Annotated in this window: 22 protein-coding genes, 1 other RNA gene and 1 pseudogene; 16 read left to right on the top strand and 8 right to left on the bottom strand. The window is 66.9% G+C overall.

All coding sequences use genetic code 11. From position 1 onward, the window contains the following. Window position 1 precedes the first annotated feature (1 nt). The 6 genes from A39O_RS0130085 to rsmI form a co-directional block, all read right to left on the bottom strand. The gene (locus tag A39O_RS0130085) at window positions 2-1,765 is read right to left on the bottom strand and encodes a peptidoglycan D,D-transpeptidase FtsI family protein (RefSeq protein ID WP_020508356.1); all 1,764 of its coding nucleotides are present in this window, start codon (window positions 1,763-1,765) and stop codon (window positions 2-4) included. Next, window positions 1,752-2,066 (bottom strand): cell division protein FtsL, encoded by a 315-nt coding sequence (gene ftsL / locus A39O_RS0130090; protein WP_020508357.1) that lies wholly within the window; start codon window positions 2,064-2,066, stop codon window positions 1,752-1,754. The genes A39O_RS0130085 and ftsL overlap by 14 nt, the downstream gene beginning before the upstream one ends. After that, a complete protein-coding gene (gene rsmH / locus A39O_RS0130095; RefSeq protein WP_026199856.1) occupies window positions 2,063-2,995 on the bottom strand; it encodes a 16S rRNA (cytosine(1402)-N(4))-methyltransferase RsmH in 933 nt (310 codons plus the stop codon). The genes ftsL and rsmH overlap by 4 nt, the downstream gene beginning before the upstream one ends. 8 nt (window positions 2,996-3,003) lie before the next feature. Further along, window positions 3,004-3,459 carry a division/cell wall cluster transcriptional repressor MraZ gene (mraZ, locus tag A39O_RS0130100; RefSeq protein WP_020508359.1) on the bottom strand — a complete coding sequence of 152 codons (456 nt, stop codon included), beginning with the start codon at window positions 3,457-3,459 and terminating at the stop codon, window positions 3,004-3,006. Between the two features lie 277 nt (window positions 3,460-3,736). After that, window positions 3,737-4,122, bottom strand: an RNA gene (gene rnpB / locus A39O_RS37320) — RNase P RNA component class A. A gap of 254 nt (window positions 4,123-4,376) precedes the next feature. After that, complete coding sequence (gene rsmI / locus A39O_RS0130105) at window positions 4,377-5,228, bottom strand: 16S rRNA (cytidine(1402)-2'-O)-methyltransferase (RefSeq protein WP_020508360.1); 852 nt, start codon at window positions 5,226-5,228, stop codon at window positions 4,377-4,379. Between the two features lie 62 nt (window positions 5,229-5,290). On the opposite strand from rsmI, the gene A39O_RS35835 reads away from it, so the two are divergent. The 4 genes from A39O_RS35835 (at window position 5,291) to A39O_RS0130125 (ending at window position 9,193) form a co-directional block, all read left to right on the top strand. Then, window positions 5,291-6,637, top strand: a complete 1,347-nt coding sequence (locus A39O_RS35835) for a penicillin-binding protein activator (RefSeq protein ID WP_051088918.1) — start codon at window positions 5,291-5,293, stop codon at window positions 6,635-6,637. Beyond that, window positions 6,634-7,005, top strand: a complete 372-nt coding sequence (locus A39O_RS0130115; RefSeq protein ID WP_020508361.1) for a YraN family protein — start codon at window positions 6,634-6,636, stop codon at window positions 7,003-7,005. The genes A39O_RS35835 and A39O_RS0130115 overlap by 4 nt, the downstream gene beginning before the upstream one ends. A gap of 123 nt (window positions 7,006-7,128) precedes the next feature. Beyond that, window positions 7,129-7,791 carry a BON domain-containing protein gene (locus A39O_RS0130120; RefSeq protein WP_245562017.1) on the top strand — a complete coding sequence of 221 codons (663 nt, stop codon included), beginning with the start codon at window positions 7,129-7,131 and terminating at the stop codon, window positions 7,789-7,791. Between the two features lie 4 nt (window positions 7,792-7,795). Continuing rightward, entirely contained in the window at window positions 7,796-9,193 is a 1,398-nt protein-coding gene (locus A39O_RS0130125; protein ID WP_020508363.1) for an FAD-binding oxidoreductase, read from the top strand. A 47-nt stretch (window positions 9,194-9,240) separates the two neighbouring features. On the opposite strand, the gene A39O_RS0130130 is transcribed toward A39O_RS0130125, so the two are convergent. Then, window positions 9,241-9,630, bottom strand: coding sequence for a hypothetical protein (locus tag A39O_RS0130130; RefSeq protein WP_026199857.1), 390 nt, complete (start codon window positions 9,628-9,630; stop codon window positions 9,241-9,243). 356 nt (window positions 9,631-9,986) lie between these two features. Between A39O_RS0130130 and A39O_RS0130135 the strand changes: the two genes are divergently transcribed. Next, window positions 9,987-11,777 (top strand): GspE/PulE family protein, encoded by a 1,791-nt coding sequence (locus tag A39O_RS0130135; RefSeq protein WP_040529170.1) that lies wholly within the window; start codon window positions 9,987-9,989, stop codon window positions 11,775-11,777. A 170-nt stretch (window positions 11,778-11,947) separates the two neighbouring features. Continuing rightward, a complete protein-coding gene (locus A39O_RS0130140) occupies window positions 11,948-13,306 on the top strand; it encodes a hemolysin family protein (RefSeq protein ID WP_020508366.1) in 1,359 nt (452 codons plus the stop codon). Between the two features lie 71 nt (window positions 13,307-13,377). On the opposite strand, the gene A39O_RS41450 is transcribed toward A39O_RS0130140, so the two are convergent. Beyond that, a complete protein-coding gene (locus A39O_RS41450) occupies window positions 13,378-13,554 on the bottom strand; it encodes a response regulator (protein ID WP_020508367.1) in 177 nt (58 codons plus the stop codon). A gap of 590 nt (window positions 13,555-14,144) precedes the next feature. On the opposite strand from A39O_RS41450, the pseudogene A39O_RS41455 reads away from it, so the two are divergent. The 10 genes and pseudogenes from A39O_RS41455 to A39O_RS0130200 form a co-directional block, all read left to right on the top strand. Further along, window positions 14,145-14,306, top strand: a pseudogene (locus A39O_RS41455) (GTP 3',8-cyclase MoaA); the annotation flags it as partial. 452 nt (window positions 14,307-14,758) lie between these two features. Further along, window positions 14,759-14,989 carry a DUF433 domain-containing protein gene (locus A39O_RS0130160; protein WP_020508370.1) on the top strand — a complete coding sequence of 77 codons (231 nt, stop codon included), beginning with the start codon at window positions 14,759-14,761 and terminating at the stop codon, window positions 14,987-14,989. Then, window positions 14,986-15,318, top strand: coding sequence for a DUF5615 family PIN-like protein (locus A39O_RS0130165; RefSeq protein WP_020508371.1), 333 nt, complete (start codon window positions 14,986-14,988; stop codon window positions 15,316-15,318). The genes A39O_RS0130160 and A39O_RS0130165 overlap by 4 nt, the downstream gene beginning before the upstream one ends. A 126-nt stretch (window positions 15,319-15,444) precedes the next feature. Continuing rightward, window positions 15,445-15,756 (top strand): ArsR/SmtB family transcription factor, encoded by a 312-nt coding sequence (locus A39O_RS0130170; protein ID WP_020508372.1) that lies wholly within the window; start codon window positions 15,445-15,447, stop codon window positions 15,754-15,756. Between the two features lie 5 nt (window positions 15,757-15,761). Next, complete coding sequence (gene arsD, locus A39O_RS0130175; RefSeq protein WP_020508373.1) at window positions 15,762-16,145, top strand: arsenite efflux transporter metallochaperone ArsD; 384 nt, start codon at window positions 15,762-15,764, stop codon at window positions 16,143-16,145. Then, window positions 16,145-17,893 carry an arsenical pump-driving ATPase gene (arsA, locus tag A39O_RS0130180; RefSeq protein WP_020508374.1) on the top strand — a complete coding sequence of 583 codons (1,749 nt, stop codon included), beginning with the start codon at window positions 16,145-16,147 and terminating at the stop codon, window positions 17,891-17,893. Before arsD ends, arsA begins: the two co-directional genes overlap by 1 nt. A gap of 42 nt (window positions 17,894-17,935) precedes the next feature. Then, window positions 17,936-18,361, top strand: a complete 426-nt coding sequence (locus A39O_RS0130185; RefSeq protein ID WP_020508375.1) for a methyltransferase domain-containing protein — start codon at window positions 17,936-17,938, stop codon at window positions 18,359-18,361. Window positions 18,362-18,377: 16 nt separating this feature from the next. Further along, the gene (locus tag A39O_RS0130190) at window positions 18,378-18,908 is read left to right on the top strand and encodes a sigma-70 family RNA polymerase sigma factor (protein ID WP_020508376.1); all 531 of its coding nucleotides are present in this window, start codon (window positions 18,378-18,380) and stop codon (window positions 18,906-18,908) included. Between the two features lie 144 nt (window positions 18,909-19,052). Beyond that, complete coding sequence (locus A39O_RS0130195; protein WP_020508377.1) at window positions 19,053-20,606, top strand: ATP-binding protein; 1,554 nt, start codon at window positions 19,053-19,055, stop codon at window positions 20,604-20,606. Between the two features lie 381 nt (window positions 20,607-20,987). Then, the gene (locus A39O_RS0130200; RefSeq protein WP_020508378.1) at window positions 20,988-23,327 is read left to right on the top strand and encodes a toll/interleukin-1 receptor domain-containing protein; all 2,340 of its coding nucleotides are present in this window, start codon (window positions 20,988-20,990) and stop codon (window positions 23,325-23,327) included. Window positions 23,328-23,692 lie beyond the last annotated feature (365 nt).

Below are 23,692 nucleotides of genomic sequence, written 5' to 3' on the forward strand. Positions count from 1 at the left end.
GTCATGGGTCAGCCCGTCCGCCGGCCAGCAGCATGGATGGCGTGGGATCATCCGGGGGCACGTTGAAGAGTCGCAGGGCCCCTTCCATGACCTTCGCGAAGATCGGGGCCGCCACCACGCCGCCGTAGTAGGCGCCGCCGTGCGGTTCGTCGATCATCACCACCATCACCAGGCGTGGATTTCCGGCGGGGGCCATCCCGGCGAAGACCGCCTGGTAACGGCCGGCGGCATAGCCGCGACTGCCGGACGCCTTCTTGGCGGTCCCCGTCTTGCCGGCGACCCGATAGCCCGGAACGCTCGCGCGCTTGGCCGTGCCCTTGTCGGACACCACGGTCTCCATCATCACCCGCACCGCGCGTGCCGTCTTGGCGCTCAGGACGCGTGTCCCTTCGGGTGCGCGATCACGCCGGATCAGGGTGATCGGGCGCTTGACGCCATCGGCCGCCAGCACCGCGTAGGCCTGGGCCAACTGGACGGCGGTGACCGAGACGCTGTAGCCGAAGGCCATGGTGGCATGATCGAACGGCCGCCAACGGGTGTGATGGCGCAGGACACCGCGGGTCTCGGCCGGGAACTCCACCCCAGTCGGGTGTCCGAACCCCAGTTGGTCATAGGCCTTCCAGAGTGAGGCGTAGTCCATCATCTGGGCGAGTTTGACCACGCCCACGTTGCTCGACTTGGTGATGATTCCGGTCACGTCGAGGGTGCCGTAGCTATGCACATCGCGCACGATGCCGCCAGCCACGGCATAGGTGCCGCCGGCCGTGTTGACCCGGGTGGTCGGGGTCACCAACCCGCGCTCCAGCACCGCGGCAACCACCAGCGGTTTGACCGTGGAACCCGGCTCCATGACGTCGGTCAGGGCGCGGTTACGGCGTCGTTCGGCGTCGCGTCCGCTCAATGCATTGGGGTTATAGCCAGGCTGGTTGACCATCGCCAGCACCTCGCCGGTGGTCACGTCCAGCACCACCGCGGTGCCGCCGACCGCCTTGTTCTCGGCCACCGCGGCTTTGAGTTCCCGATAGGCGAGGAATTGCAGCCGCCGGTCCAGGCTCAGCACCAGATCCTTGCCGTGGCGGGGCGGGCGGATCTGCTCGACCTCCTGCACGATGCGCTGCCGCCCGTCCTGAATGACCCGCCGCAGACCGGGTTCGGCGCGCAGCAGGCTGTCATAGACGGATTCCATCCCCTCCTGGCCGCGGTCTTCCACGTCCGTGAAGCCCAGGACGTGACCGAAGACCTCGACGCCGGGGTAGAAGCGCCGGTACTCGGTTTCGAAGTCCACGCCGTCGATGCCGCGGCGTTTGATCAGTTCGCGCAGCGCGCCGGTTTCCTCGAGGCTGACCCGGCGCTTGAGGTAAATGAAGCCGCGCTCGGCGTTCGCCTGCACGCGCTCACGCAGTTCAGTCGGCTTGAGTCCCAGGCAGCGGGCAAGTTCGGGAAGGGCCTCGAGCTGGGTCACGAGTTTGCGCGGATCGGCCCAGATGGTCTCGACCGGGGTGCTCGCGGCCAGCGGCTCGCCGTTGCGGTCCAGGATCATGCCGCGGCGGGCCGGGATCTCACCCACGCGCAGGTAGCGCCGCTCACCCTCACCGCGCAGGAACTCGGTTTCGACCACCTGGCGGTAGAACACCGCGGAGGCGACCATGACGAAGGCGAACGCCAGGCCGCCCAGCAGGACGCGGCGACGGACCCGCGGGTTGGGCGGGACCGGGTCGCGTGCGCCTCGACCGCCGTGTTTGATCCGCCGCTTAGGGAGCGCCATGGCCTGCCTCTTCAATCAGCATTACGTCATCGACGCGGGGTAGATACATGCCCAGTTGGTCGCGCGCCTTGCGTTCCACCCGGACATCGGTGGACAGGGCGGCCTCTTCCAGGCGTAACCGATTCCACTCCACGTCCAGCGCGTCACGTTGGGCGCGAAGGTCCTGCAATTGAGCGAAATGGATGCGCGTCAGGTACTTGGTATGCACTACCCAGACCCCGGACGCGGTGATCAGGCCGAGCAACAGGAGCACCGCGACGGCGCCGGTACGCTTCATCAATGGATGACGCGCCGGCTTCATGCGCAACGCTCCGCAACCCGCAGGATGGCGCTGCGCGCCCGCGGATTGCCTGCCGTTTCCGCCGGACTCGGACGTACCGGTTTGCCCAGCGCGCGCAGGCGTCCGCGGGTCTCGGCCGCGGTCACCGGGAGCCCCTTGGGCAACTGCGGGCCGCGTGCCTCGTCGCGGATGAAGCGCTTGACGATCCGATCCTCCAGCGAGTGGAAGCTGATGACCACCAGGCGTCCGGCGACCGCGAGGAGGTCGCACACCTGGGCCAGCGCGCGCGTCAGCTCGCCGAGCTCGTCGTTGACCTGAATGCGCAGGGCCTGGAAGGTCCGGGTAGCGGGGTGTTTTCCCGGCTCACGGGTCGGCGCCGCACGCGCCACCAGGTCGGCGAGCTGGCGAGTGGTCTCGATGGGGGCGTGCACGCGCGTCGCGACAATGGCGCGGGCAATACGCCCGGCAAACCGCTCTTCGCCGAACTCGCGCAGTACCGCGGCGATCACGCTTGGTTCGGCCTGTGCCAGCCAGACGGCGGCGGACGCACCGCGGGTGGGGTCCATGCGCATATCGAGCGGACCGTCGGCCATGAAGCTGAAGCCGCGCTCGGCGGTGTCGAGTTGCGGCGAAGAGACACCCAAATCCAACAAGATACCCTGTACGCATCCGCTGACGCCGACACTTGAGACGGCGGCGGCCAGTTCACCGAAGGGGGACTGGACGGCGGTCAGGCGGGAGTCGGTCGCGGCCAGCTCCCGCGCGGCCATGATGGCCTCCGGGTCGCGATCGATGGCGATCAGCCGCCCGGCGCTGCCCAGCCGCGCAAGAATCGCGCGCGCATGGCCGCCGCGGCCGAAGGTGCCGTCGACGTAGATGCCGTTGGGGTCAATCGCCAGGGCCTGCACGCTGTCCTCCAATAAGACCGGTCGATGGGTCGCGTCCGTCACGGCGCGCGTTAAAACTTCAGTTTGCCGAGCGCGGACGACATGGCCAGCTCGCCGATGTTCCGGTCGTCCAGATCCGCCAGGGTCTTGTCCTTCCATCGCTGTTCGTCCCATATCTCGAACTTCCCACCCTGACCGACCAGGGCGACACGCTTATCTAAAAAGGCAAATTCACGCAGGGGCTGGGGCAGCAGGATGCGCCCCTGGGCGTCCATCTCGACTTCTTCCGCGTGACCCAGATAGAGCCTCAGTACGGAACGGGCGACTTCATCGAAGGCGGGCATGTCGGCAAAGTCACGCTCGATCACCTCCCAGGTTTTCACGGGGAAGAGCAACAGGCAACGCGCCCGGTCCACCGTCAGGATCAGGTTCGTATCGCCCGCGGCCAACAGCCGCTCGCGCGGCTTGGCCGGGATCGCGAGGCGCCCCTTGGCATCGAGACTGAGATAGGTGGAACCGCGAAACACTCCTCTCCCCCCGGGTCGCGCTTATTTTCCCGTTCTTCCCACTTTTCCCCACTTTGCGCCCATATTAGCCAGCGACCGCGCGAGCGTCAAGTTTGTCTGACCAGTTTTTTTGTTAATGCTCAGCGACTTAAAAGTAAGTCGCAACGCGTCATCCGAAGTCGGACAAAAGCGCGTCCGCTCAGTAAGATGAGCTTGATTACCGTGGGATTGGTGCGGCTGAAGGGGCGGGGACGGGTGCGCGCCGCCGCTGGGTGCGGGCGGGCGTCACCGGTGAAGGGGAGGGAGTCGGCCTGTAAGCCGGGTTCTGTCGAGGACAGCCATTCATCTGGGACGTATGTCGCCATACGCCTCGAGCGACCTACCCGGGGACATGCGCGGGCCGCGCAGCGCAGCCCGTGGGCTGCCCGTCCCCCTATTTGGTCTTGCTCCGGGTGGGGTTTACCCTGCCACCGACGTTGCCGTCGGCGCGGTGCGCTCTTACCGCACCATTTCACCCTTACCTTCCGTGTCCCGACAGTCGCCTGAACACGGAGTTGGCGGTCTATTTTCTGTGGCACTTTCCGTGGGCTCGCGCCCCCCAGGCGTTACCTGGCACCCTGCCCTATGGAGCCCGGACTTTCCTCCCCGCTCGCAAGCGGGCGGAGCGGCTGTCCGGCCGACTCCCGATGAGCAGTCTACCCGAATTCATGATATCCCAGGAACGATTCGTTAAGGCGATTTCCGAATCGGACGCGATCAAGAATCAAGCTCCGTAGGAGCCCGCTTGCGGGCGACCCGACCTGCCGGAAGCGAGTCATTGTGCCCCCACCCGTCGCCCGCAAGCGGGCTCCTACGGGTTGGATATTTCGCGCAAATCACCTAACTGCTCAACCAATATCCGGCGATCGTTTACGCAAAGACGTAAGGAGGCTCTCTTGTCAATCCGGTTCTGCTGACTGATCGGGAGGCCCGGCTGCCAGCCCCAATGCCAAGCCGAGTTTGTAGAGGTCGTTTTTTCGGGCGCCGGTCAGTTGTGCGGCCAGGCCCGCGGCCTGGCGCAGGGGGAGTTCGGCGGCCAGGACGCGCAGCACGCGGCCTTGTTCCGCCGCGTCAGCGGTCTGCGGGGAGCGGTTACCCTCGACCAGGATCACCAGTTCGCCGAGTTGCTGCTCCGCATCGGTCGCCAGCCGTCGGGCCAGTTCGTCCGCCGAGCCGCTGAGAAAGGTCTCGAAGCGCTTGGTCAGTTCGCGGGCGACCACGACGCGCCGGTCTGGTCCCAGGATTGCGCCCAGATCGGTCAGGGTCTCGATGGCACGCCGCCCGCTCTCGTAGAGGATCAGGGTCGCTTGCTCGCGCGCCAGCGGCGCGAACCAGGCCCGTCGTTGGGCGCTGGTGCGCGGCGGAAACCCGAGGAACAGGAAGCGGTCGCTGGGCAATCCGGCGGCACAGAGCGCGCAGATTGCTGCGTTGGCCCCCGGGATCGGCACCACCTCGAGCCCCCGCGCCCGCGCGGTCGCGACCAATTCATAGCCCGGATCGCTGATCAGGGGTGTGCCGGCATCGGAAACCAGGGCCAGGTTCAGACCGGACTCCAGAAATTCGATCAGGCGCGCTGCGGCCTTGGACTCGTTGTGATCGTGGTAGGCGATGAGTCGGGTATTGATCCCGCAATAGGCGAGCAGGTGCCGCGTCTCCCGAGTATCCTCGGCGGCGATCAGGTCCACGTCAGTCAACACCTTACGGGCGCGATCCGTCAAATCGCCCAGATTGCCGATCGGTGTTGCCACCACGTATAGTATCCCGCGTCTTCCTTCCACTTCATCGCTCCCCGCACTGCAACGGAACCCGTATCATGCATCAAGATCGCCCCGTCGCGTCCTTCCGCTCCAACATCCGTCGGTTCCCCGGCTCGGTTCGGACCTTGACCTTGAGTATGGCAATGATCCTGAGCGGGACGCTCGGCGGCTGCGCCGGCCTGCCGTGGGACAAGGCGCCGACGAACTTCCGCGGCGGGTATGCCGCGGGCGATAAGGTGACCGCTATCCTGCCCGGCAAGGGGCCGGTAGCGGACGTTGCCGATGCAGTCCGCGAGGGGCTGCGGGCCGCCCACGGCGCCGACGACACGGCCGCCAAGCCGACCCTGACGTTCATCGCGAGCGAGCAACCCAACAAGATCGCCGAGGCCCATGGGGAAGCGGTAGCGGCCGGAGCAACCCAGGTGATCGGGCCCTTGCTGAAGCCGGCAGTCGATGTCCTGGCAACGGGGCCGGCCTTGAAGGTCCCGACCCTGGCCCTCAACCAAGCGGCCGCTGCCGGCAAGGCCGTGGGGAACCTCTACCAGTTCGCCTTGGCGCCAGAGACCGAGGCAGTGGATGCGGCCAACCAGGCCAAGGCGATGGGTTTCACCCGCGCCCTGATGCTGGCCCCGGCGGGCGAGGCGGGCCAGCGGCGCAGCGATGCCTTCCGGCGCCAGTGGGAAAAGCTCGGTGCGACCCTGGTGGGCCAGGCCAGCTTCGATCCAGCCGCCACGGACGCTGCGAAAACGCTGAATGCACTGCTGAAAAAAGGCGAGGCGGACTTCCTCTTTCTGGCCGTCGATGCGGACCAGGCGCGCCGGCTTTACCCCCCGATCCGCGATGGTGCGAACGCCCTCCCGGTGATCGCGACCTCGGCGGTTTACTCCGGCGCGGCCGATGCCGCCCGCGACAAGGCGTTGGCCGGGCTGTATTTCGTCGATCTGCCTTGGGTGCTCGGGGTGGGTCAGGCGAATGACCCCGTGGCCCGCGCCAATCTCAAGGGGAAATCGGCGGCGCTGGCGACGCCCCTGGGACTGCGTCTCTATGCGATGGGGATCGATGCGTACCGGCTGGCACCGCGTCTCGCCGGTCTCGCCAAGGACCCGGCGGCCACCTTCCCCGGCGCGACCGGCACGCTGTCGCTCGACGCACTGGGGCGGGTGCAGCGTCAGTTGACCCTGGCGCAGTTCACCGCGACCGGTCCCCAGCCGGTGACTGCCAAGCCGGCCGCCAAACAGCGCGGTTGGATGCCCTTTGCCAGGCCGGCAGCGGCCGCCCAACCGGCCGCCCAACCGGCCGCGGTCGTCGCGCCAGCCAAGACCCCGTCACCGTCGGCGGCAGAGCCTAAGCCGAAGCCTGAACCCAAGCGCCCGTTGCCGCAGCCCGCGGTCACGGGTGGATGAAGCCTACCGGCGGTCCGGACGGCGCTGCCCGGTCGTCGATCGGCCAGGACAAGGAGCGTCTCGCCGCTGATTTCCTGACGCGTCAGGGATTGCGCCTGATCGCCCGAAACCACCGCTGTCGTTTCGGCGAGATCGATCTGATCATGGGCGACGCCGGGGTGCTCGTGTTCGTGGAGGTTCGTTATCGCGCCTCCTCCCGGTTCGGCACCCCGGCCGAGACCGTGGATCACCACAAGCAGCGGCGCCTCGTCGCCGCCGCGAACCACTATCTGCTGGCCCACCCCAGCGTGTTACCCTGTCGCTTCGATGTGGTCGCGATGACCGGCCAGGATCAGGTTCTGTGGCTCAAGGATGCGTTCGGCACTTAGCGAGCCTCCAACTATGCGTGGTGACGTGTCTTGCTACACCCGATGGGTTTGCATTTCTCAGTTGTTCGTTCTCTAGCTGTCTGTATCGGCATGGCACCAGGCTCGCCGCGCGCCACTTGCGTTGTGCCACTGACCGGTGCGTGGCGGCACGGCCCGAACGGCACCCATCCGCACCCCTCCCGGTACCGCACCGCGGTCCTGCTGCTGGTCATAACCCTGACCCCTTTGCTGGGCGCCCCCCTCCTGAGCGGGTGTGCGGCTGTGGTGGTTGGCGGGGCCGCGGTGGGCGCGATGGCTGCCTATGACCGCCGCGGTTATACGGCGTTCATCGACGACCAGCGGATCGAGTTCGATGCCGGTCGTGCCCTGGCGGCCGAACCGGCGCTCAAGGACCGTGGACGTATCTCAGTGACCAGTTACAATTACAAGGTGTTGCTGACCGGTCAGGCACAGACCGACGCGGTGGCGGCCCACGCGGCCGGGGTGGTCAGCCGCTTGCCGAAGGTGCAGACAGTCGTCAATCAACTGACCGTCGGGCCGGATATCAGCCTGCGGCGCGAGAGCGAAGACGTGCTGCTGACCTCGCGCGCCAAACTGGCGCTCTTCAATGTCAAGGTTCCCGGCTTCGACCCGACGCGGGTCAAGGTGGTCAGTGAAGATGGTGTGGTCTACTTGCTGGGACTGGTGTCGAGCGAGGAAGGGGATGCGGCGGCCGAACAGGTCAGCTTCGTGCCCGGGATCGCGCGGGTGGTGAAGCTTTTCGAGTATCGGGAACCCGAGGTCTGAACCCTTGTCCGAACTGACACCCGGCCTGCGTGCGCGCCTGGCAGCCATCGCCGGGCCCGGTCGTTTGCTGAACGATCCGGCGGACTGCTGGCCCTACGGCTACGACAACAGCCGCCGCCACGCGCTGCCGCAGGCGGTGGTCTTCGCCGCCGCCGACGACCAGGTTCCCGATCAGCTCGCGGCGCTGGTGCGCCTCTGTGCCGAGGCGGGACTGCCGCTGATCGCGCGCGGCCGCGGCACCGGCACCACCGGGGCGACGGTGCCGGATCGCGGTGGGGTCGTCCTCTCATTCGAGCGCATGAACCGCATCCTGCGCATCGCCCCCGGCGACCGCTATGTCGTCTGTGAGCCCGGGGTCGTCAATGCCGACCTGCAACGGGCGATCGGTGCCCACGGCTTCTTCTGGCCGCCGGACCCGACCAGTGCCGCAGTCTGCACCATCGGCGGCAATCTCGCCTACAACTCGGCCGGTCCGCGGGCGGTCAAGTACGGGACCCCGCGCGAGCATACGCTCGGGCTCAAAGCCATCACCGGGCGCGGCGAGTCGATCCGCACGGGCGTTCTCACGACCAAAGGCGTGGTGGGCTATGATCTGACCCGCCTCATCATCGGTTCGGAGGGCACCCTGGCCTTGATCACCGAGGCGACGCTGAAGCTCACCCCGCTGCCGGAGGCGACCCGTACACTGCGTGCCGCCTACCGCGATATCCATAGTGCCGCCGCCGCCGTGTCGGCGATCATGGCGCAGCCGATCACGCCCTGCGCCCTGGAGTTCATGGACGCCGCCGCGATTGCGACGGTGCGCGCCTACTCCGGGCTCGACCTGCCGGACGCGACCGGGGCCTTGCTGATGATCGAAGTGGACGGGCCGGCGGCCTGTGTCGACAGCGCGGTGACGGCGGTGGAGGCCGCGGCCCGCAATGCCGGTTTGCTGGACTGCCGCCATGCGGCGGACCCGGCCGAGGTGGCCGCCCTCTGGAAGACCCGCAAGGCGCTGTCGCCGGCGCTACGCCACATCGCACCCAAGAAAATCAACGAAGACGTGGTGGTGCCGGTCTCGCGTCTGGGCGAGTTCATCGACGGCCTCGAACGGCTGTCGCGGGAGCAGGGGGTCCGCATCGTCAACTTCGGCCACGCGGGCAATGGGAACATCCATGTCAATCTGCTGGTCAACCCGGATGATCCGGTTGAACTGGCGCGTGCGCATGGCTGTCTCGATGCGGTCTTCGCGCTGGTCCTGGGGCTCGGCGGCACCCTCTCCGGGGAGCACGGGGTCGGGCTCGAAAAGCGTGACTTCGTGGCGCGGGAAATCGATGCGCCCACCTTGCGGCTGATGGCCGATCTCAAGCAGTGTTGCGACCCGGCGGGGATACTCAACCCTGGTAAGGCGCTCCCGATCTAGGGGGTTCCGGCTATGGTGGCGTTTCCATAGCCGGGTTGGGTTCAGGGTCAATGCGCGGCGGCGCGGCTGGCCTCGTCGCGGGTATAGAAGCGCCCGTCGCGGATGAAACCGCTGATCAAGCCGGAGCAGGTCCGGGTCACATGCCCCTCGCTGTCGCGTGCGCTCACCCAGGTCTCCGGCAGCCCGTCGAGCAGATGGACCGGTGCGGGAGAACCGTCGGCGAACCGGGCGCGGACCTGCTCTCCGGTGGCCGTGTTGAGATACGCGGGTACGAAGCCGAGGTGAGCGTTGTTCTGGCTTACTCCCCGGCTGAGTTCAAAAAGCGCGTTTTCGTCACGAAGCGACAGTTCCGTCAGTACACCGCGCAGTCGCCGCGAGCGTTCCTGCTCCTGTGGCGGGAGGGTTTCGATGAGCGTCTGGAGTAACTCAGGATGCATTTTGCGTCTCCTGGCCCCCGGAGCGGGGACCTTTTGCAGGATGAGCAGCATTGAACGTGCCAACACCTCTGAGACCGTTCGTCAGCATGATCCTACCGCTCCACCGACCGCTTCCGAGCGCATCGATCCTCTCCCTGTAACAAGCGTCACGAGCCGGCGTGATCGCGACGCAATCGGCGGTTTGACCGTTGCAATCTGCGATATTCTGACAGCAGGGTACGCGCTCGCCTGATCGGTGATGACCGCCAGTGCGTCCGGTTCGCACCGATCTGGTGCGCGGTCGTTCATCTTCTTACCCTCATCTCCTTATCCGGATAGAGACTGAAGGGTCTCAGTACGCCCCAATGGAGCCGAACATGGCCGCAGAGAAGCAAACCGAAAGCCGTCCGGACCATCGACTCACGGTCGATGAGGTCCTGGATGATCTGGTTGCGGACGGCATGGTCACGCGGCCGGTGGCCCAGGGCCTGCTCTTCACCGTGACCCCGAAGGATCGGGCGGAGCGTCACGCCCTGGAACTGGTGGCCGATGCCAAAATCCACCACGCCAACTCAACCAAGCGCATCATCACGCTGGAGGAATTGACCTTCTGGCTGGCCAAGCGCACCGGGCTCGACTACCTGCGGATCGACCCGCTGAAAATCGACGCCCCCAACGTCGGCGATCTGGTCACCGCTTCCTATGCGGCCTGGAACCGTATCCTGCCGGTGTCCATCACCGCGGAGCAGGTGGTGTTTGCGACGTCCGAGCCCTACCTGACGAGCTGGATCGAGGAGCTGGGCGGCATCATCAAGCGCGAGATCGTGCGGGTGGTGGCCAATCCGCGGGATATCGAGCGCTACCGCAAGGAGTTCTTCGGTGTCTCCAACTCGGTCAAGGGGGCGAGCAATACCGAGGGAAATAAACGCCTCTTCGGGCTCGGTAACCTCGAAGCCCTGGTCGAGTTGGGCAAGTCCGGGCAGATCGACGCGAACGACAGCCACATCGTGCACATCGTCGACTGGCTGCTGCAATATGCCTTCGATCAGCGGGCCAGCGATATCCACCTGGAGCCACGGCGCGAGGTAGGGAATATCCGCTTCCGTATCGACGGGGTGATGCACCCGGTCTACCAGGTGCCGGCACTCGTTATGACCGCGGTGACCAGCCGCATCAAGATTCTCGGGCGCATGGATGTCGCGGAGAAACGTCGTCCGCAGGACGGACGGATCAAGACCCGCTCGGAAGACGGCCGCGAGTTGGAGATGCGCCTCTCCACCATGCCCACCGCCTTCGGCGAGAAGCTGGTGATGCGCATCTTCAATCCGGACGTGCTGTTGCGTGATTTTGCCGACCTGGGTTTCGGCGAGGAGGATGCCAAGCGCTGGCAGGCGATGGTCGGCCGCCCACACGGCATCATCCTGGTGACGGGTCCGACTGGTTCGGGCAAGACCACCACGCTCTATTCCACCCTCAAGACACTGGCCACCCCGCTCGTGAATGTCTGTACGGTCGAGGAGCCGATCGAGATGGTGGAGCCCGCTTTCAACCAGATGCAGGTGCAGCACAATATCGGTCTGGACTTCGCGAGCGGCATCCGCACCCTGATGCGCCAGGACCCGGATATCATCATGGTCGGTGAGATTCGCGACCGCGAGACCGCGGAGATGGCGGTCCAGGCGTCCCTCACCGGTCATCTGGTGCTCTCCACCCTGCACACCAACGATGCGCCCGCCGCCATCACCCGGCTGCTCGACATCGGTGTGCCCCACTATCTGATCAAGGCCACCGTCATCGGCGTGGTCGCCCAGCGTCTGGTGCGCACCCTCTGCCCCCATTGTAAGCAAGACGCCCCGACCGACCCGGACCTGTGGGAGTCGCTGGTCAATCCCTGGAAACTCCACGCCCCGGATACCCTGTGGCACCCCAAGGGATGCCTGGAGTGCCGCAACACCGGTTACTATGGCCGGATCGGGCTCTATGAGATCCTGACCCTCGACGCGGAACTGCGCGAACTGATCGCCGCGGACTTCAACGAGACCCCACTGCGTCGTCTCGCCTACCAGAAGGGTCTGAGACCCTTGCGTATCAGCGGCGCCTTCAAGGCCGCCCGCGGCGTGACCAGCATGGAGGAAGTCTTCAAAGTCGCGCCGATCCGCTCCGATTGAGTGGAGTAAACGCGCCCGACGTGTAGCCGTCGGCCGGTCGGCCAGCCGCTCGCGTGCCGTCGGTGCCGCCTGCCTGGTCACCGGCGGCGTTGGCATTGGAACCTGCCGACCGCGACATGACATCCTTGCCTTTGTTGCCGGCCGCCGGCTTTACCCCGAGACCCCTTTTGATGGAAATCCTGTTTCTGATCGGCCTGATCCTCCTGAACGGCTCGCTCGCCATGTCCGAAATTGCTTTGGTCACCGCGCGTCGTACCCGTCTGTCGCGGCTCGCACAAGATGGGGATGCCGGGGCCGCGATGGCGATCAAGCTCGGCGAGGACCCGACCCGCTTTCTCTCCACCATCCAGATCGGCATCACCTCCATTGGGGTGCTGAGCGGCATCCTTGGTGAGGCCGCCATTGCCATGCCCCTGGCGGACCTGTTGGTGTTCTTCGGTATGGACGACGACTCGGCGCATCTTGCGGCGACCGCGGTGGTCGTCATCATGATCACCTTTGTGGCCATCGTGATCGGCGAGTTGGTGCCCAAGCGCCTGGGTCAGATCAACCCTGAGGCGGTTGCGCGCCTGGTCGCGCGGCCGATGAACGCCCTGTCCATCGCCGCCCGCCCGTTCGTCTGGCTGCTCTCCTGGTCCACCGGGCGCCTCCTGCGTCTGCTCGGTCAGCGGGAGCAGGCCGCGCCGCGGGTGACTGAAGACGATATCCATGCGCTGTTACAGGAAGGATCCGATGCAGGCGCGATCGATGCCACCGAGCACCACATGGTGCGCAACGTCTTTCGCCTGGATGACCGGCAACTCGGTTCACTGATGGTGCCGCGTGGCGAGATCGTCTCGCTCGATCTGAATCTCGCGCTGGATGCGAACCTGGCGCGCATCGCGGGCTCAGCGCACTCGCGCTTTCCGGTCTGCCGCGGCGGGCTCGATGAGGTGGTTGGCGTGGCGGTGATGAAACACCTGTTCGGTCAGTCGCTGCGCGGCGCCGGGATCGATCTGAACGCTGACCTGGAACCGGCCGTTTACGTCCCCGAGTCACTCACCGGAATGCAGTTGCTCGACGAGTTCCGGGCCAACGGCGCGCAGATGGTCTTCGTCATCGACGAATACGGCGAACTGCTCGGTCTCGTGACCCTGCAGGATGTGCTGGAGGCGGTGACCGGTGAGTTTCAGCCGCGCGACCCGCAGGACGCCTGGGCCGTCGCCCGTAACGACGGCTCCTGGCTGCTGGACGGGCTGATCCCCGTTCCGGAGCTGAAGGACCGGTTGGAGCTGAAGTCCGTGCCGGAGGAAGACAAAGGTCGTTACCACACGCTGAGCGGCATGCTGCTGTGGCTCCTCGGCCGGGTGCCCCAGACCGCGGACCGGGTCGAATGGGAGCACTGGTGTCTGGAAATCGTCGACATGGACGGTAAGCGGATCGACAAGGTACTGGCTACCCGGCTGCCGGAACCAGGGTCCGTGCCGGAGGGTGGGGACGCTGCGAACACCACGGAACCCGTTCACCCCCTCGCGACCGATGGGGTGTAGGGCGACAAAGGGCCGGGCGCCGCGGCATTTAAGGCCTCCGGGTTACTGCGGTCGCGTGATGCCATAGCGCTTCATTTTCTGGCGATGACGGCGATGGCGATGGCCCCGCCGGTCAGGTCCGGTAGGGCCGCGAGGCCGGTGCGGTGCCGGCGCACCTCGAACCCCTCCAGATCCAGCCGCTCCGCCAGGGCCTCGCCCATGATCGGGTCGTCCTCGACCAGACAGATGCAGGGCCGCGGCTCAGTCATGGTCGGCCTCCGAATCTGCCAGGGCGGCGACCATCTCCGCGAAGCGGCGGCCGAGTTGGCCGATCTCACTGTCGCCTGGAAAAGGATCTGACGTCCGTGTCCGCACGGACAGCCCGACTGGCGTCCAAGGCCAAGAGGGCGCCGAGCAGTTCGCGACGGGAGATCATGGTCAGGCGTGGCCCTCCGCGGTGATGTCCACTGCCTGGAAGGCTGGTTTGGGGTCTGGCGTTACCCTCTTGTAACACGGGGCCGGTGGCTTAAGGAACCAACCCAAATAATCTGTCGTGTCGCACTCCAACCAATAGACTACCAAGCTCAATTGATCTGAACGCCGGGAGTATCGCCATGCATATTCATGTTCAAGTCCCCTCCAGTCTGCCGGATGCCTTGCAGTGTACGCCCGAGGCGTTTGCTCAAGAAGCCCGTGGCGGTCGAGGGGTTGATCTACGGCCGTCAATGCAACTTGCTTTAGCCAGGAGAGACCCATGACCCAATTCAGCGACCGTATCCCGTTGCCGCCCCCGGACGCGCAGCGCACCAACATGACCTGCCACTTCTGCATCGTCGGCTGCGGCTACCACGTCTATCAGGCCGGCGTGCGGCGCCTGAATGCCAGCCTCGACAGCCTGCGGCCCGAGGTCTTCGCCCAGGTGACCGGAGGGCGGCTTGACCAGGTGCTGCGCGGCCTCGCGGCGGCCCGCCGGGCGGGATTCAAGCCGATCCGGATCAACACCGTCGTCATGGCCGGGGTGATGGTAAACGGCAGCCTTAGCCTTGATCATAGTGCCGCCCGTCGGCGTCGGGGCGCGGAGCGCCGAACACATGCGCGACACCGCTGGAGCGGTGTCATGAGGGGAACACCGCGGACCTGACCCGGCTGGCCGTCCCCGGCACCAAAGCGGCCTGGCGCTACAAGGCGATCTCCCGTCGCCAGGATGAGCAAAAGGGGCACGGAAGCAACATGGTCAGCCGTGCGGGGTAGCCGCCGCGCCCAATATCGGGCCAGTATCCTAAGTGAATGTGAGGTGTCGGCCTTTGATAGCATCGTGGAACTAAGATCTCAGCAGTCGTCGGCTCTGTTTGAAATATGGCCCATTAGGCGTGCACATTGAGCCTTCTTGCTGGCCTTGATCATCGACTCGCGCCGCGGGGCTACACGGCGCCGATGTTTTTGTCAATAACAGCGTCCCCCGGAGGTTACGATATGGACCAGAAACGACTCGCACGCATCACTCTCGAACCCGGCAAATGCGGTGGTAGCCCTTGTATCCGCGGTTACCGCATCCGCGTGAGCGATATCCTCAGTCTTCTCAGTGCTGGGGCATCACACGCTGAGATTCTTGAAGATTATCCGTCTCTGGAAGAGGAGGATATTTTTGCGGCCCTGGAATATGCTGCCGTTCAGACCCAACACCCGATCCTGATCGCGGCATGAAGCTGCTGGTAGATAACCAGTTGCCTGCGGCACTGGCACGGTTCCTCGCCGATCAGGGGTTTGCTTGTCGTCATGTTGCCGATATCGGCATGGATGCGAGCGATGATTGTGAGATATGGCGGTTGGCGAAAAGCGAGCGACTCGTCATCGTTACGAAAGATCAGGATTTCGCGTTGATGGCTGATCGTGAAGGTGCAACGGCACCGCAAGTGGTCTGGGTCAGAACCGGGAATTGCCGCAAGTCTGTCTTGTTAGCGGCTTTCGGCGCTTTGCTTCCCAGCCTGAGGCAGCTCCTCGAAGAAGGAAAGACCGTTATCGAGATTCGCTAGCGCAGGAGGTGGGCGTCATCCCGGATGTCAATGCGTCCGCGGGCAAGACGGTAAGCCCGTCGGTGCCTCTCGACAGGCTGGAAATCCCGGTTGCTTTTGTCAAAAAATTTCGATAATGTTGGAATCATGGAAAGTAAAACCGCTGTATCCGCCCTCGCTGCCCTGGCCCAAGACAGCCGCCTGGCCGTCTTCCGCCTGCTGGTACAGAACGGCCCCGCGGGGCTGACGGCGGGTGTCATCGGCGAGCACCTCGGCCTGCCGGCGCCGACCCTGTCGTTTCATCTCAAGACCCTGGCGCAGGCCGGGCTGGTGAGCACGGTCCAGGAGGGCCGGTTCGTCCGCTACCGGGCCGAGATGGCCGCGATCGAGGCCCTCGTAGCCTTCCTGACCGAAAACTGCTGTGGCGGTGGTCTCAACCGCTGCGTGCCGAAGGAGTGATCCTCATGAAAACGCTCGAAATCTATGATCCTGCCATGTGCTGTTCGACCGGCGTCTGCGGGGTCGAGGTCGACCCCGTGCTGGTGGCATTCAATGCCGACCTGCAATGGCTCGCCGGACAAGGGGTTCAGGTCAGCCGGCACAACCTGTCTCAGGAGCCCCAGGCGTTTGCCGCGAATCCCGCGGTGCTCAAGGAGTTGGAGGCGGGAATGGAACGCCTGCCCCTGACCCTGGTCGACGGCCGCGTCGTCGGCACCGGTGTCTATCTCTCGCGTGCCCAGTTGGCGCAGAAGCTGGGGCTGGCCCCGGTGGCTGCCCCGGTAGCCCCAGGCTCGTTCCCCGTCCAGGTCGGCTCCGGCTGCTGCACGCCCGACAGTGGCTGCTGCTGATGGCCATCTCTGTCGCGGACACCCGTCACCTCTTTTTTACCGGCAAGGGCGGGGTGGGCAAGACCTCGCTGTCCTGCGCCACCGGTCTCGCACTGGCCGATGCCGGGCGGCGCGTGCTGATCGTCAGCACGGATCCGGCGTCCAATCTCGATGAGGTATTGGGGGTCGCGCTCGGTCAGACACCGACGGCAATCCCCGGTGCGTCGGGACTCTTTGCGCTCAACATCGACCCCGAGGCCGCGGCCCACGACTACCGCGAGCGGATGGTCGCACCCTACCGCGGCATCCTGCCGGCCGCCGCCATCGCCAGCATGGAGGAGCAGTTCTCCGGCGCCTGTACGGTGGAGATTGCCGCCTTCGATGAGTTCTCCAAACTGCTGGGTGAGCCCGCCGCGACCGCCCAGTTCGACCACGTCATTTTCGACACCGCGCCCACCGGCCATACCCTGCGCCTGCTGACTCTGCCCTCGGCCTGGAGCGAGTTCATCGACTCAGCCACCGGCGGCGCCTCCTGTCTCGGTCCGCTGGCCGGACTGGAGAAACAGAAGGCGCTCTATGCCGCGACCGTTGCCCGCCTTGCGGACCCGTCGGAGACCACGGTGGTGCTGGTCAGCCGACCGGATGTCTCGGCCCTGCGTGAGGCCGAGCGCACGCGCGAGGAGCTCGCGGCACTCGGCGTGAGCAATCTGCAACTGGCGCTCAACGGCGTCTTGGCCGTCGCCTCGACCGATGACGCCATCGCCGCGGCGATGATGGCGCGTGGTGCCGATGCCCTGGCCGGGATGCCGGTCGGCCTGGCCGGGTTGCCGGTCAGCAGTACCCCGCTGCTGGCCCTGGGGACCGTTGGTCTCCACGCCCTGCGCCTGATGGCGAATCCTGAGCGAGCCGGGTCGCGCGTCGAGACGGTTGAGGTCGATACGGCTCTGCCGGCCCGGCTGTCGAGGCTGGTCGACGCACTCGCCCAGGCGGGGCGGGGCGTCATCCTGACCATGGGTAAGGGCGGGGTGGGCAAGACCACCGTGGCGGCGGCCATCGCCGTCGCGCTCGCCCGGCGCGGTCATGCGGTGCAGTTGTCCACCACCGATCCGGCCGCGCATGTCGCCGAGGCCATCGGGGCGTCCGTCCCCGGCCTGCACGTTGGCCGCATCGATCCCGCGGCCGAGGTCGCCGCCTATCAGGCCGAGGTTCTGGCCAAGGCCGCGCCCAACCTGGATGCCAACGGCCTGGCGATGCTGGAGGAGGACCTGCGCTCCCCCTGTACCGAAGAGATCGCGGTCTTCCGCGCTTTCGCCCGTGCCGTGGACGCCGGCCAGGAGGGCTTCGTCGTGCTCGATACCGCACCCACCGGGCATACCATCCTGCTGCTCGATGCCGCCGAGGCCTACCATCGGGAGGTCTCGCGCACCCAGGGCGAGATGCCCGAAGCGGTGCGGCAACTGTTGCCGCGGCTGCGTGACCCCGCGCTCACGCGCGTGCTCATCGTCACCCTGGCGGAGGCGACCCCGGTGCATGAGGCGGAACGCCTGCAAGCGGACCTGGGCCGGGCCGGCATCGCGCCTTTCGCCTGGGTGATCAACCAGAGCCTGCTGGCCAGCGGGACCCGGCACCCGCTGCTGCGCGAACGCGGCGCCGCGGAGGTCCCCTTCATTCGCCGAGTCGCCGACCAACTCAGCCCACGGTGTGCGCTGGTCCCGTGGCTGCCCGAGGCGCCGGTGGGGGTTGCCGGGCTCGCCCAGTTGACCCAATAAACGCAGGCGCTGCGGCGCGCTCATCAACCACTGGAGACTCCCATGACCACGGTAACGATTGACGCGATTCACGACACCGTGCGCGAACGCTATGTCGTCATTTCCAACTGCGTGGTCAATCTGTCGCCGGATAAGCCGCGGGTCTTCGCCGAGGTCTTTCGGGTGCTCAAACCCGGCGGCCGACTGGCCATCTCCGACATCGTCGCGCGCACGGACCTGCCGGAGGTGATCCGGCGGGATCTGGCCCTCTATGCGGGCTGCATCGCCGGCGCCGCGCTGGTGTCGGAGGTGGAGGCGATGCTGGAGGCGAGCGGATTCATCCAGATTCGGGTGACGCCACAGAACCCGCAGGACGCGAGCCGGTCCTTCATCCGCGACTGGGGGGCGGAGAGCGCTATCGCGGACTATGTGGTCTCGGCCATGATCGAGGCGGTCAAACCACCAACGGATACGGCGGTCGCCGGGTGATGGTGTGATCTGCCTGATGACCGCCTGGGGCCGGCATGAGCGTGAGTTGCGCGCCTGGCTGATCCGCCAACTGGGCGATATTCACGAAGCCGAGGACGTGCTGCAAGACCTGTTCGTCAAGGCCCTGGGCCGGAGCAACCAGTTCTGCGAGCTGGTCAACGCCCGCGCCTGGCTGTTCGCGGTCGCGCGTAACACCCTGACCGACCGTCTGCGTTCGCGTCATGACCACCTGGACTTGCCGGAAGACCTGCCGGCCCCCCATGAGGAGCCGGTGCCGGTGGACGCCTTGGCCGCCTGCCTGCCGCGGGCCTTGGCGGAGTTGTCGGCAGAGGACCGCGAGGCGCTGACCTTGTGCGACTTGGAGGGGCTGACCCAGGAAGCCTATGCCCAGCGCAAGGGCCTGAGCCTGCCCGGGGCCAAGTCACGGGTGCAGCGGGCGCGCAAGCGTCTGCGCGAACACCTCGCCACCGTCTGCCAAGTGCGCCTGGACGATACCGGCCGGGTGTGCTGCTTCGTCCTGCGTCTACCGCCGGTTACCCCATCTTGATAGGGCCGCCCGGGCGCGGCAGACGCGGGCGCGGCGGCCTCGCCCGCGGCGGGCCGGCCGGCGGGTGGGACGCGCCTGACCCGGACTTGACCGAGGCACGCCCCGGCGGCATCGTGGCCGCATTGCCCGTCGCCGAGACCGACCATGAAGACCCGCAAGCTGCCGATCGGTATCCAGACCTTCGCCAAGATCCGCGAGGACGACTGCTATTACGTCGATAAGACCGGCTTTATCCGGGCGCTGATCACCGAGGGCAGCCAGTATTTCCTCTCCCGCCCGCGGCGCTTCGGCAAGTCTCTGTTGCTCGACACCATTGCCGAGGTCTTCGCCGGCAACGAGCCGTTGTTTCGGGGGCTTTCGATCCATCCGCACTGGGACTGGTCGGTGCGCTTTCCGGTCATCCGCATCAGCTTCGGCGGCGGTGTCCTGCGTGACCGCCAGGAGCTTGATGAGCGCATTGGCGAACTGCTGGAGGACAACGCCCGGCGGCTGGGCGTCAGGGTCGCCGCGCCCACGCGGCCCGGACAGCTCGCCCGGCTGATCGTCGAGGCCGAAACCCTGACCGGCCAACGGGCGGTGGTCCTGATCGACGAATACGACAAGCCGATCCTGGACAATCTCACCCGCCCGGAGGCGGCCCGGGAGATGCGCGACGGGCTGCGCAATCTCTATTCAGTGCTCAAGGACAATGACGCCCATCTGCGCTTTGCTTTCCTGACGGGCGTCAGTAAGTTCAGTAAGGTGAGCATCTTCTCGGGGCTCAACAACCTCAACGACATCACGGTCGATGCCCGCTACTCGGCCCTATGCGGCTATACCGAGACCGATGTGGATGAGGTTTTTGCGCCGGAGCTCCCTGGGCTCGACCGGGCCGAGTTGCGCCGCTGGTATAACGGCTACAACTGGACCGGCGAAGCGGTCTACAACCCCTTCGATCTGCTGTTGCTCTTTCAGAAGCGCGAATTCCGCTCCTTTTGGTTCGAGACCGGCACCCCGACCTTCCTGGTCGATCTGCTCACCGCGCGTGGCTTCTTCACCCCGGACCTGGCCCGGCTGCACAGTTCCGAGGCCCTGTTGTCCGCCTTCGATGTGGAGCACATCGCCCCCGAGGCCCTGCTGTGGCAGACCGGTTACCTGACCTTTCACGGCTCCCGGCGCACCGGGGCGCGCATCGAGCACACTCTGGGTTACCCCAACCTGGAAGTGCAGACCGCCCTCAACGACGCCCTGCTCAAGGGTCTGATGGGCGACCCCATGGCGGCCGAGCGGGCGCAGAGCCGGCTCTACGACACTCTGGTCGCCGGCGATTTCGCGGCCCTGCGCGCCCATGTGCAGGCCCTGTTCGACGCCATCCCCCACCAGTGGCACGACAACAACCCCATCGCCCGCTACGAGGGCTTCTACGCGAGCGTCTTCTACAGCCACATTGCCGCACTGGGCCTGGATTTGACCCCGGAGGACGCCACCGCGCACGGCCGCATCGACCTGGCCCTGCGTTTCGAGGCCCAGGTCTGGCTATTCGAGTTCAAGGTGGTGGAACTCGCGCCCGAGGGCCGGGCGCTGCAACAACTCAAAGACCGCGGCTATGCCGACAAATACCGCGCGCTGGGCCTGCCGATCCATCTGATCGGCATCGAATTCAGCCGTGAGCGGCGGACCCTGGTCGGTTTCGAGGTCGAGACCCTGGCGCCGGCCTGAGCCGGAGCGATGGAGTCGAAGGCTTCAGCCTTGGAGGAGGACAAGGCTAACGGCCGTGGAAGGAACATCAGCCACCCCGGACGATGCATGTCCCCCGTGGGAGCGGCGTCCCGCCGCGATGCGGTGCCGCGGTGACCGCGAACGCTGGCGGCGACACGCCCGGCCCCATCGCGGCGGGACGCCGCTCCCACAGGGTCGCTGCGCGACTTTCACGATAGCGCCTTGGAGTCCAGCCGCAGGGAGCTTGACCTGGCGGCCGTAGTCCGCGGTGCCCCGGAGCACAGGGCATCACCGCGGCCGCGTCGGGCGCCTTGCAAACCGCCATCGCAACGGCTACAACCGCAAGCACCAAGGTAACCATGGAAACCGCCATGCCATGCCATGCCCGGCCCGGATCGCGCGCGCCCGTTCGAGCTCTTCATCAGCTATTCGCATCAGCGCGAGGCGGTCAAGGACCGGCTGCTGACCCACCTGCGCGTGCTGGAGCGGCTGGGGCTGGTCTCCACCTGGACCGACCGCGCCATCCCGCCCGGTGCGGCCTGGCGCGCGGAGATCGAAGCGGCCATCGAACGGGCCGATGCCGCGCTCTTCGTCGTCTGCGAGCATTTCCTCGCCTCCGGGTTCTGCATGGACACCGAGCTGGCCGCGTTCCTTCGCCGCCGGCGCGAGGACGGCGTCCTGATCCTCTTCGTGCTGGCCGACCACTGCTACTGGAAGGCGATCCCCGCCATCGCCGAGCATCAGATGGTCCCGCGCGACGCCAAGCCCATCATCGCCCACAACCCGCGCTCTCGGGCCTATACCGCCGTGGTGCAGGAGATCCACACTGTCCTGGAGACCCACCGCGCCCAACACGGCCTGCGCCCCCGCGTCCCCGACCCGAACGCTGCCCCGGCCGCCGCCGCGCCGACCGACCGCACCCGGGACGCGCTCGCCGCCCTGCTCGCCGAACTCCCCGGCGTCACGCCCCGGCTCTTCGGCCGCGAGTCGGAGATCGCCCGCATGGACAGCTTGATTGGCGCTGGGCTCGGCGGCAGACCGGGCGGCGTCCTGCTCTGGGTCGCCCCCGGCGGGGTCGGCAAGTCCGCGCTCACCCGCCGGTGGCTCGAAAGCCGCGACTGGCCGCCCGGCACCCGCTTCGTCGGCCATTCGTTCTATTCCCAGGGGAGCCGCGATCAAACCGTCAGCGCCCGCGCCTTTCTGCTGCGCGCGCTCGCAGCGCTCGGCGAGAACCCTGAGCAAACCGCTTCGGACGCCGACCTGGGCCGCCTGCTCGCCGAGTGCGCGGACAAGGCCCCCACCGTGCTCGCGCTCGACGGGCTGGAGCCGCTCCAGCAGGCGTCCAACGACCCCAAGCTCAACGGCCAGCTCAAGGATCAAGGGCTCGCCGCACTGCTTGAAGGGCTCGGACGCGCACCGGGCCAGGCGGTGTGTCTCGGAAGCTCCCGACTGCCGATCCCGGACTCGCTGATCGAATCCCAGCCGCACTTTCGGGAGATCCGGCTCGGCGTGCTGCCGCGCCCGGGGTCGGTCGCGCTGATCGAGGCCCGCGGGCTCGACGGCACCCCGGCCGAGTTCGACGCGATGGCCGAGCGCTGCGCCGATCACCCGCTCGGCCGACTCGACGAGGCGCTGGGGCCGCGGCGGATGACCGTGGATCTGCGGCGCGAGGCCGGGGACTGGAACAACTCCTGTCGCTCCTCGGGGAACCTCGTCGACCTGCTGACCCCGCTCGGGCACTGGCGCGAGGCCGAGTCCGTGGCGCGCGAGGCGGTCGAGGCGGCGGGGCGCGTCGCGGACCCGAACGAGGCCCGGCAGGGCCGGCTCCCGGCCCTCGGCTATCTCGGCCGCGCGCTGCACGGCCAGGGCCGATCTCGCGAGGCCGCACAAACCTTCGCTGAGTCCGAGTCCGTGCGGGCGGAACTCGCCCCGCACCTGCCGACGCTCATAGGCTTGGACGGCTTCGACTACGCCCAGCTCCTGCTGGAGCAGGCCCGGACCCGCGACGCGCGGCGCGCGGTGTTGGAGCGGGCGCGGGCGTCGCTGGAACACCAAGAGGCCACGCATCACCTGCTGTCCATCGCACTCGACCACTGCACCATCGGCCAGGCGCTCGTCGGACCGGACGGATCGGCGGCCGATCCCGACGGCCAGATCCGGGAGGCCGGGGCCGCACTGGACCTGTCTATCGAGACCATGCGTCGGGCCAGCAAGATGGAATTCCTGCCGATCCTGTACCTCACCCGTGCCCGCCACCGCCGCACCCGGGGCGACCCGACCGGCGCCCGCGCCGACCTGGAGGCCGCGGTGTGCCTGGCCACCCCGTCCGGCATGCGGACTGATCTCGCCGAGTGCGCCTTGCTGGCCGGTCAGCTTGAGCTGGACCGGCCAGTGGATTGGTCGGCAATGGCGGATCGCCCTGCGGGCATCCGCCCTACGCCGGACCGCGCCGCCGCCCCGGATGCCGTCCCCGACGCGGCGAAGCACTGGACCCAGGCCGACCGCCTGATCCGCGAGACTGGCTATCGTCGCCGCGAGGCCGAGTTGCACCTCCTGGAGGCGCGCCTGAAGCACCATCAGGCCCGCCCCGCGGAGGCCCGCGCCGCACTCGCTCGTGCCGAGTCGGATCTCCGCGCACGCGATCAGTGGGGCCTGTGGCCGCAGCTCCTCCAGGTTGCCGCCGAGCTTGGGCTTCCCGCGCCGGTCATGGAAACGCCGTAGCCTGTGCCGACGAAGGAGGCGCACCGGGCGTGCCGATTCTGTATTCTCACCCTTCCCGGCGCCCCGCGCCCGCGGCGGGGTGCCTCGCACCATGGGTGCAGAGCGCGGGAGGCGAGGGCGACAGCGCAGGAGCGGTGTCGCCGGAAAAAAGCGCGGCGGTATACTCCGGTCAGGCGAGCGCCGTCCGCCGCACATAAGACCTGCCGGGACATCCATTGGCCCAGCGTTGCGTTTGAGCCGGAGATCCCGCGGATGATGACCGCCAGCCGTTGCGTACTTCAACGGCTTCGGGCTGCGCTCGACGGGCTTTACGGCGAGCGGATCGAGTAAGTTTAGCGCCGACGGGGCGGCTTCTCGTTCCCACG

The organism is Lamprocystis purpurea DSM 4197 (assembly GCF_000379525.1).
GTDB classification, from domain to species: Bacteria; Pseudomonadota; Gammaproteobacteria; order Chromatiales; family Chromatiaceae; genus Thiodictyon; species Thiodictyon purpureum.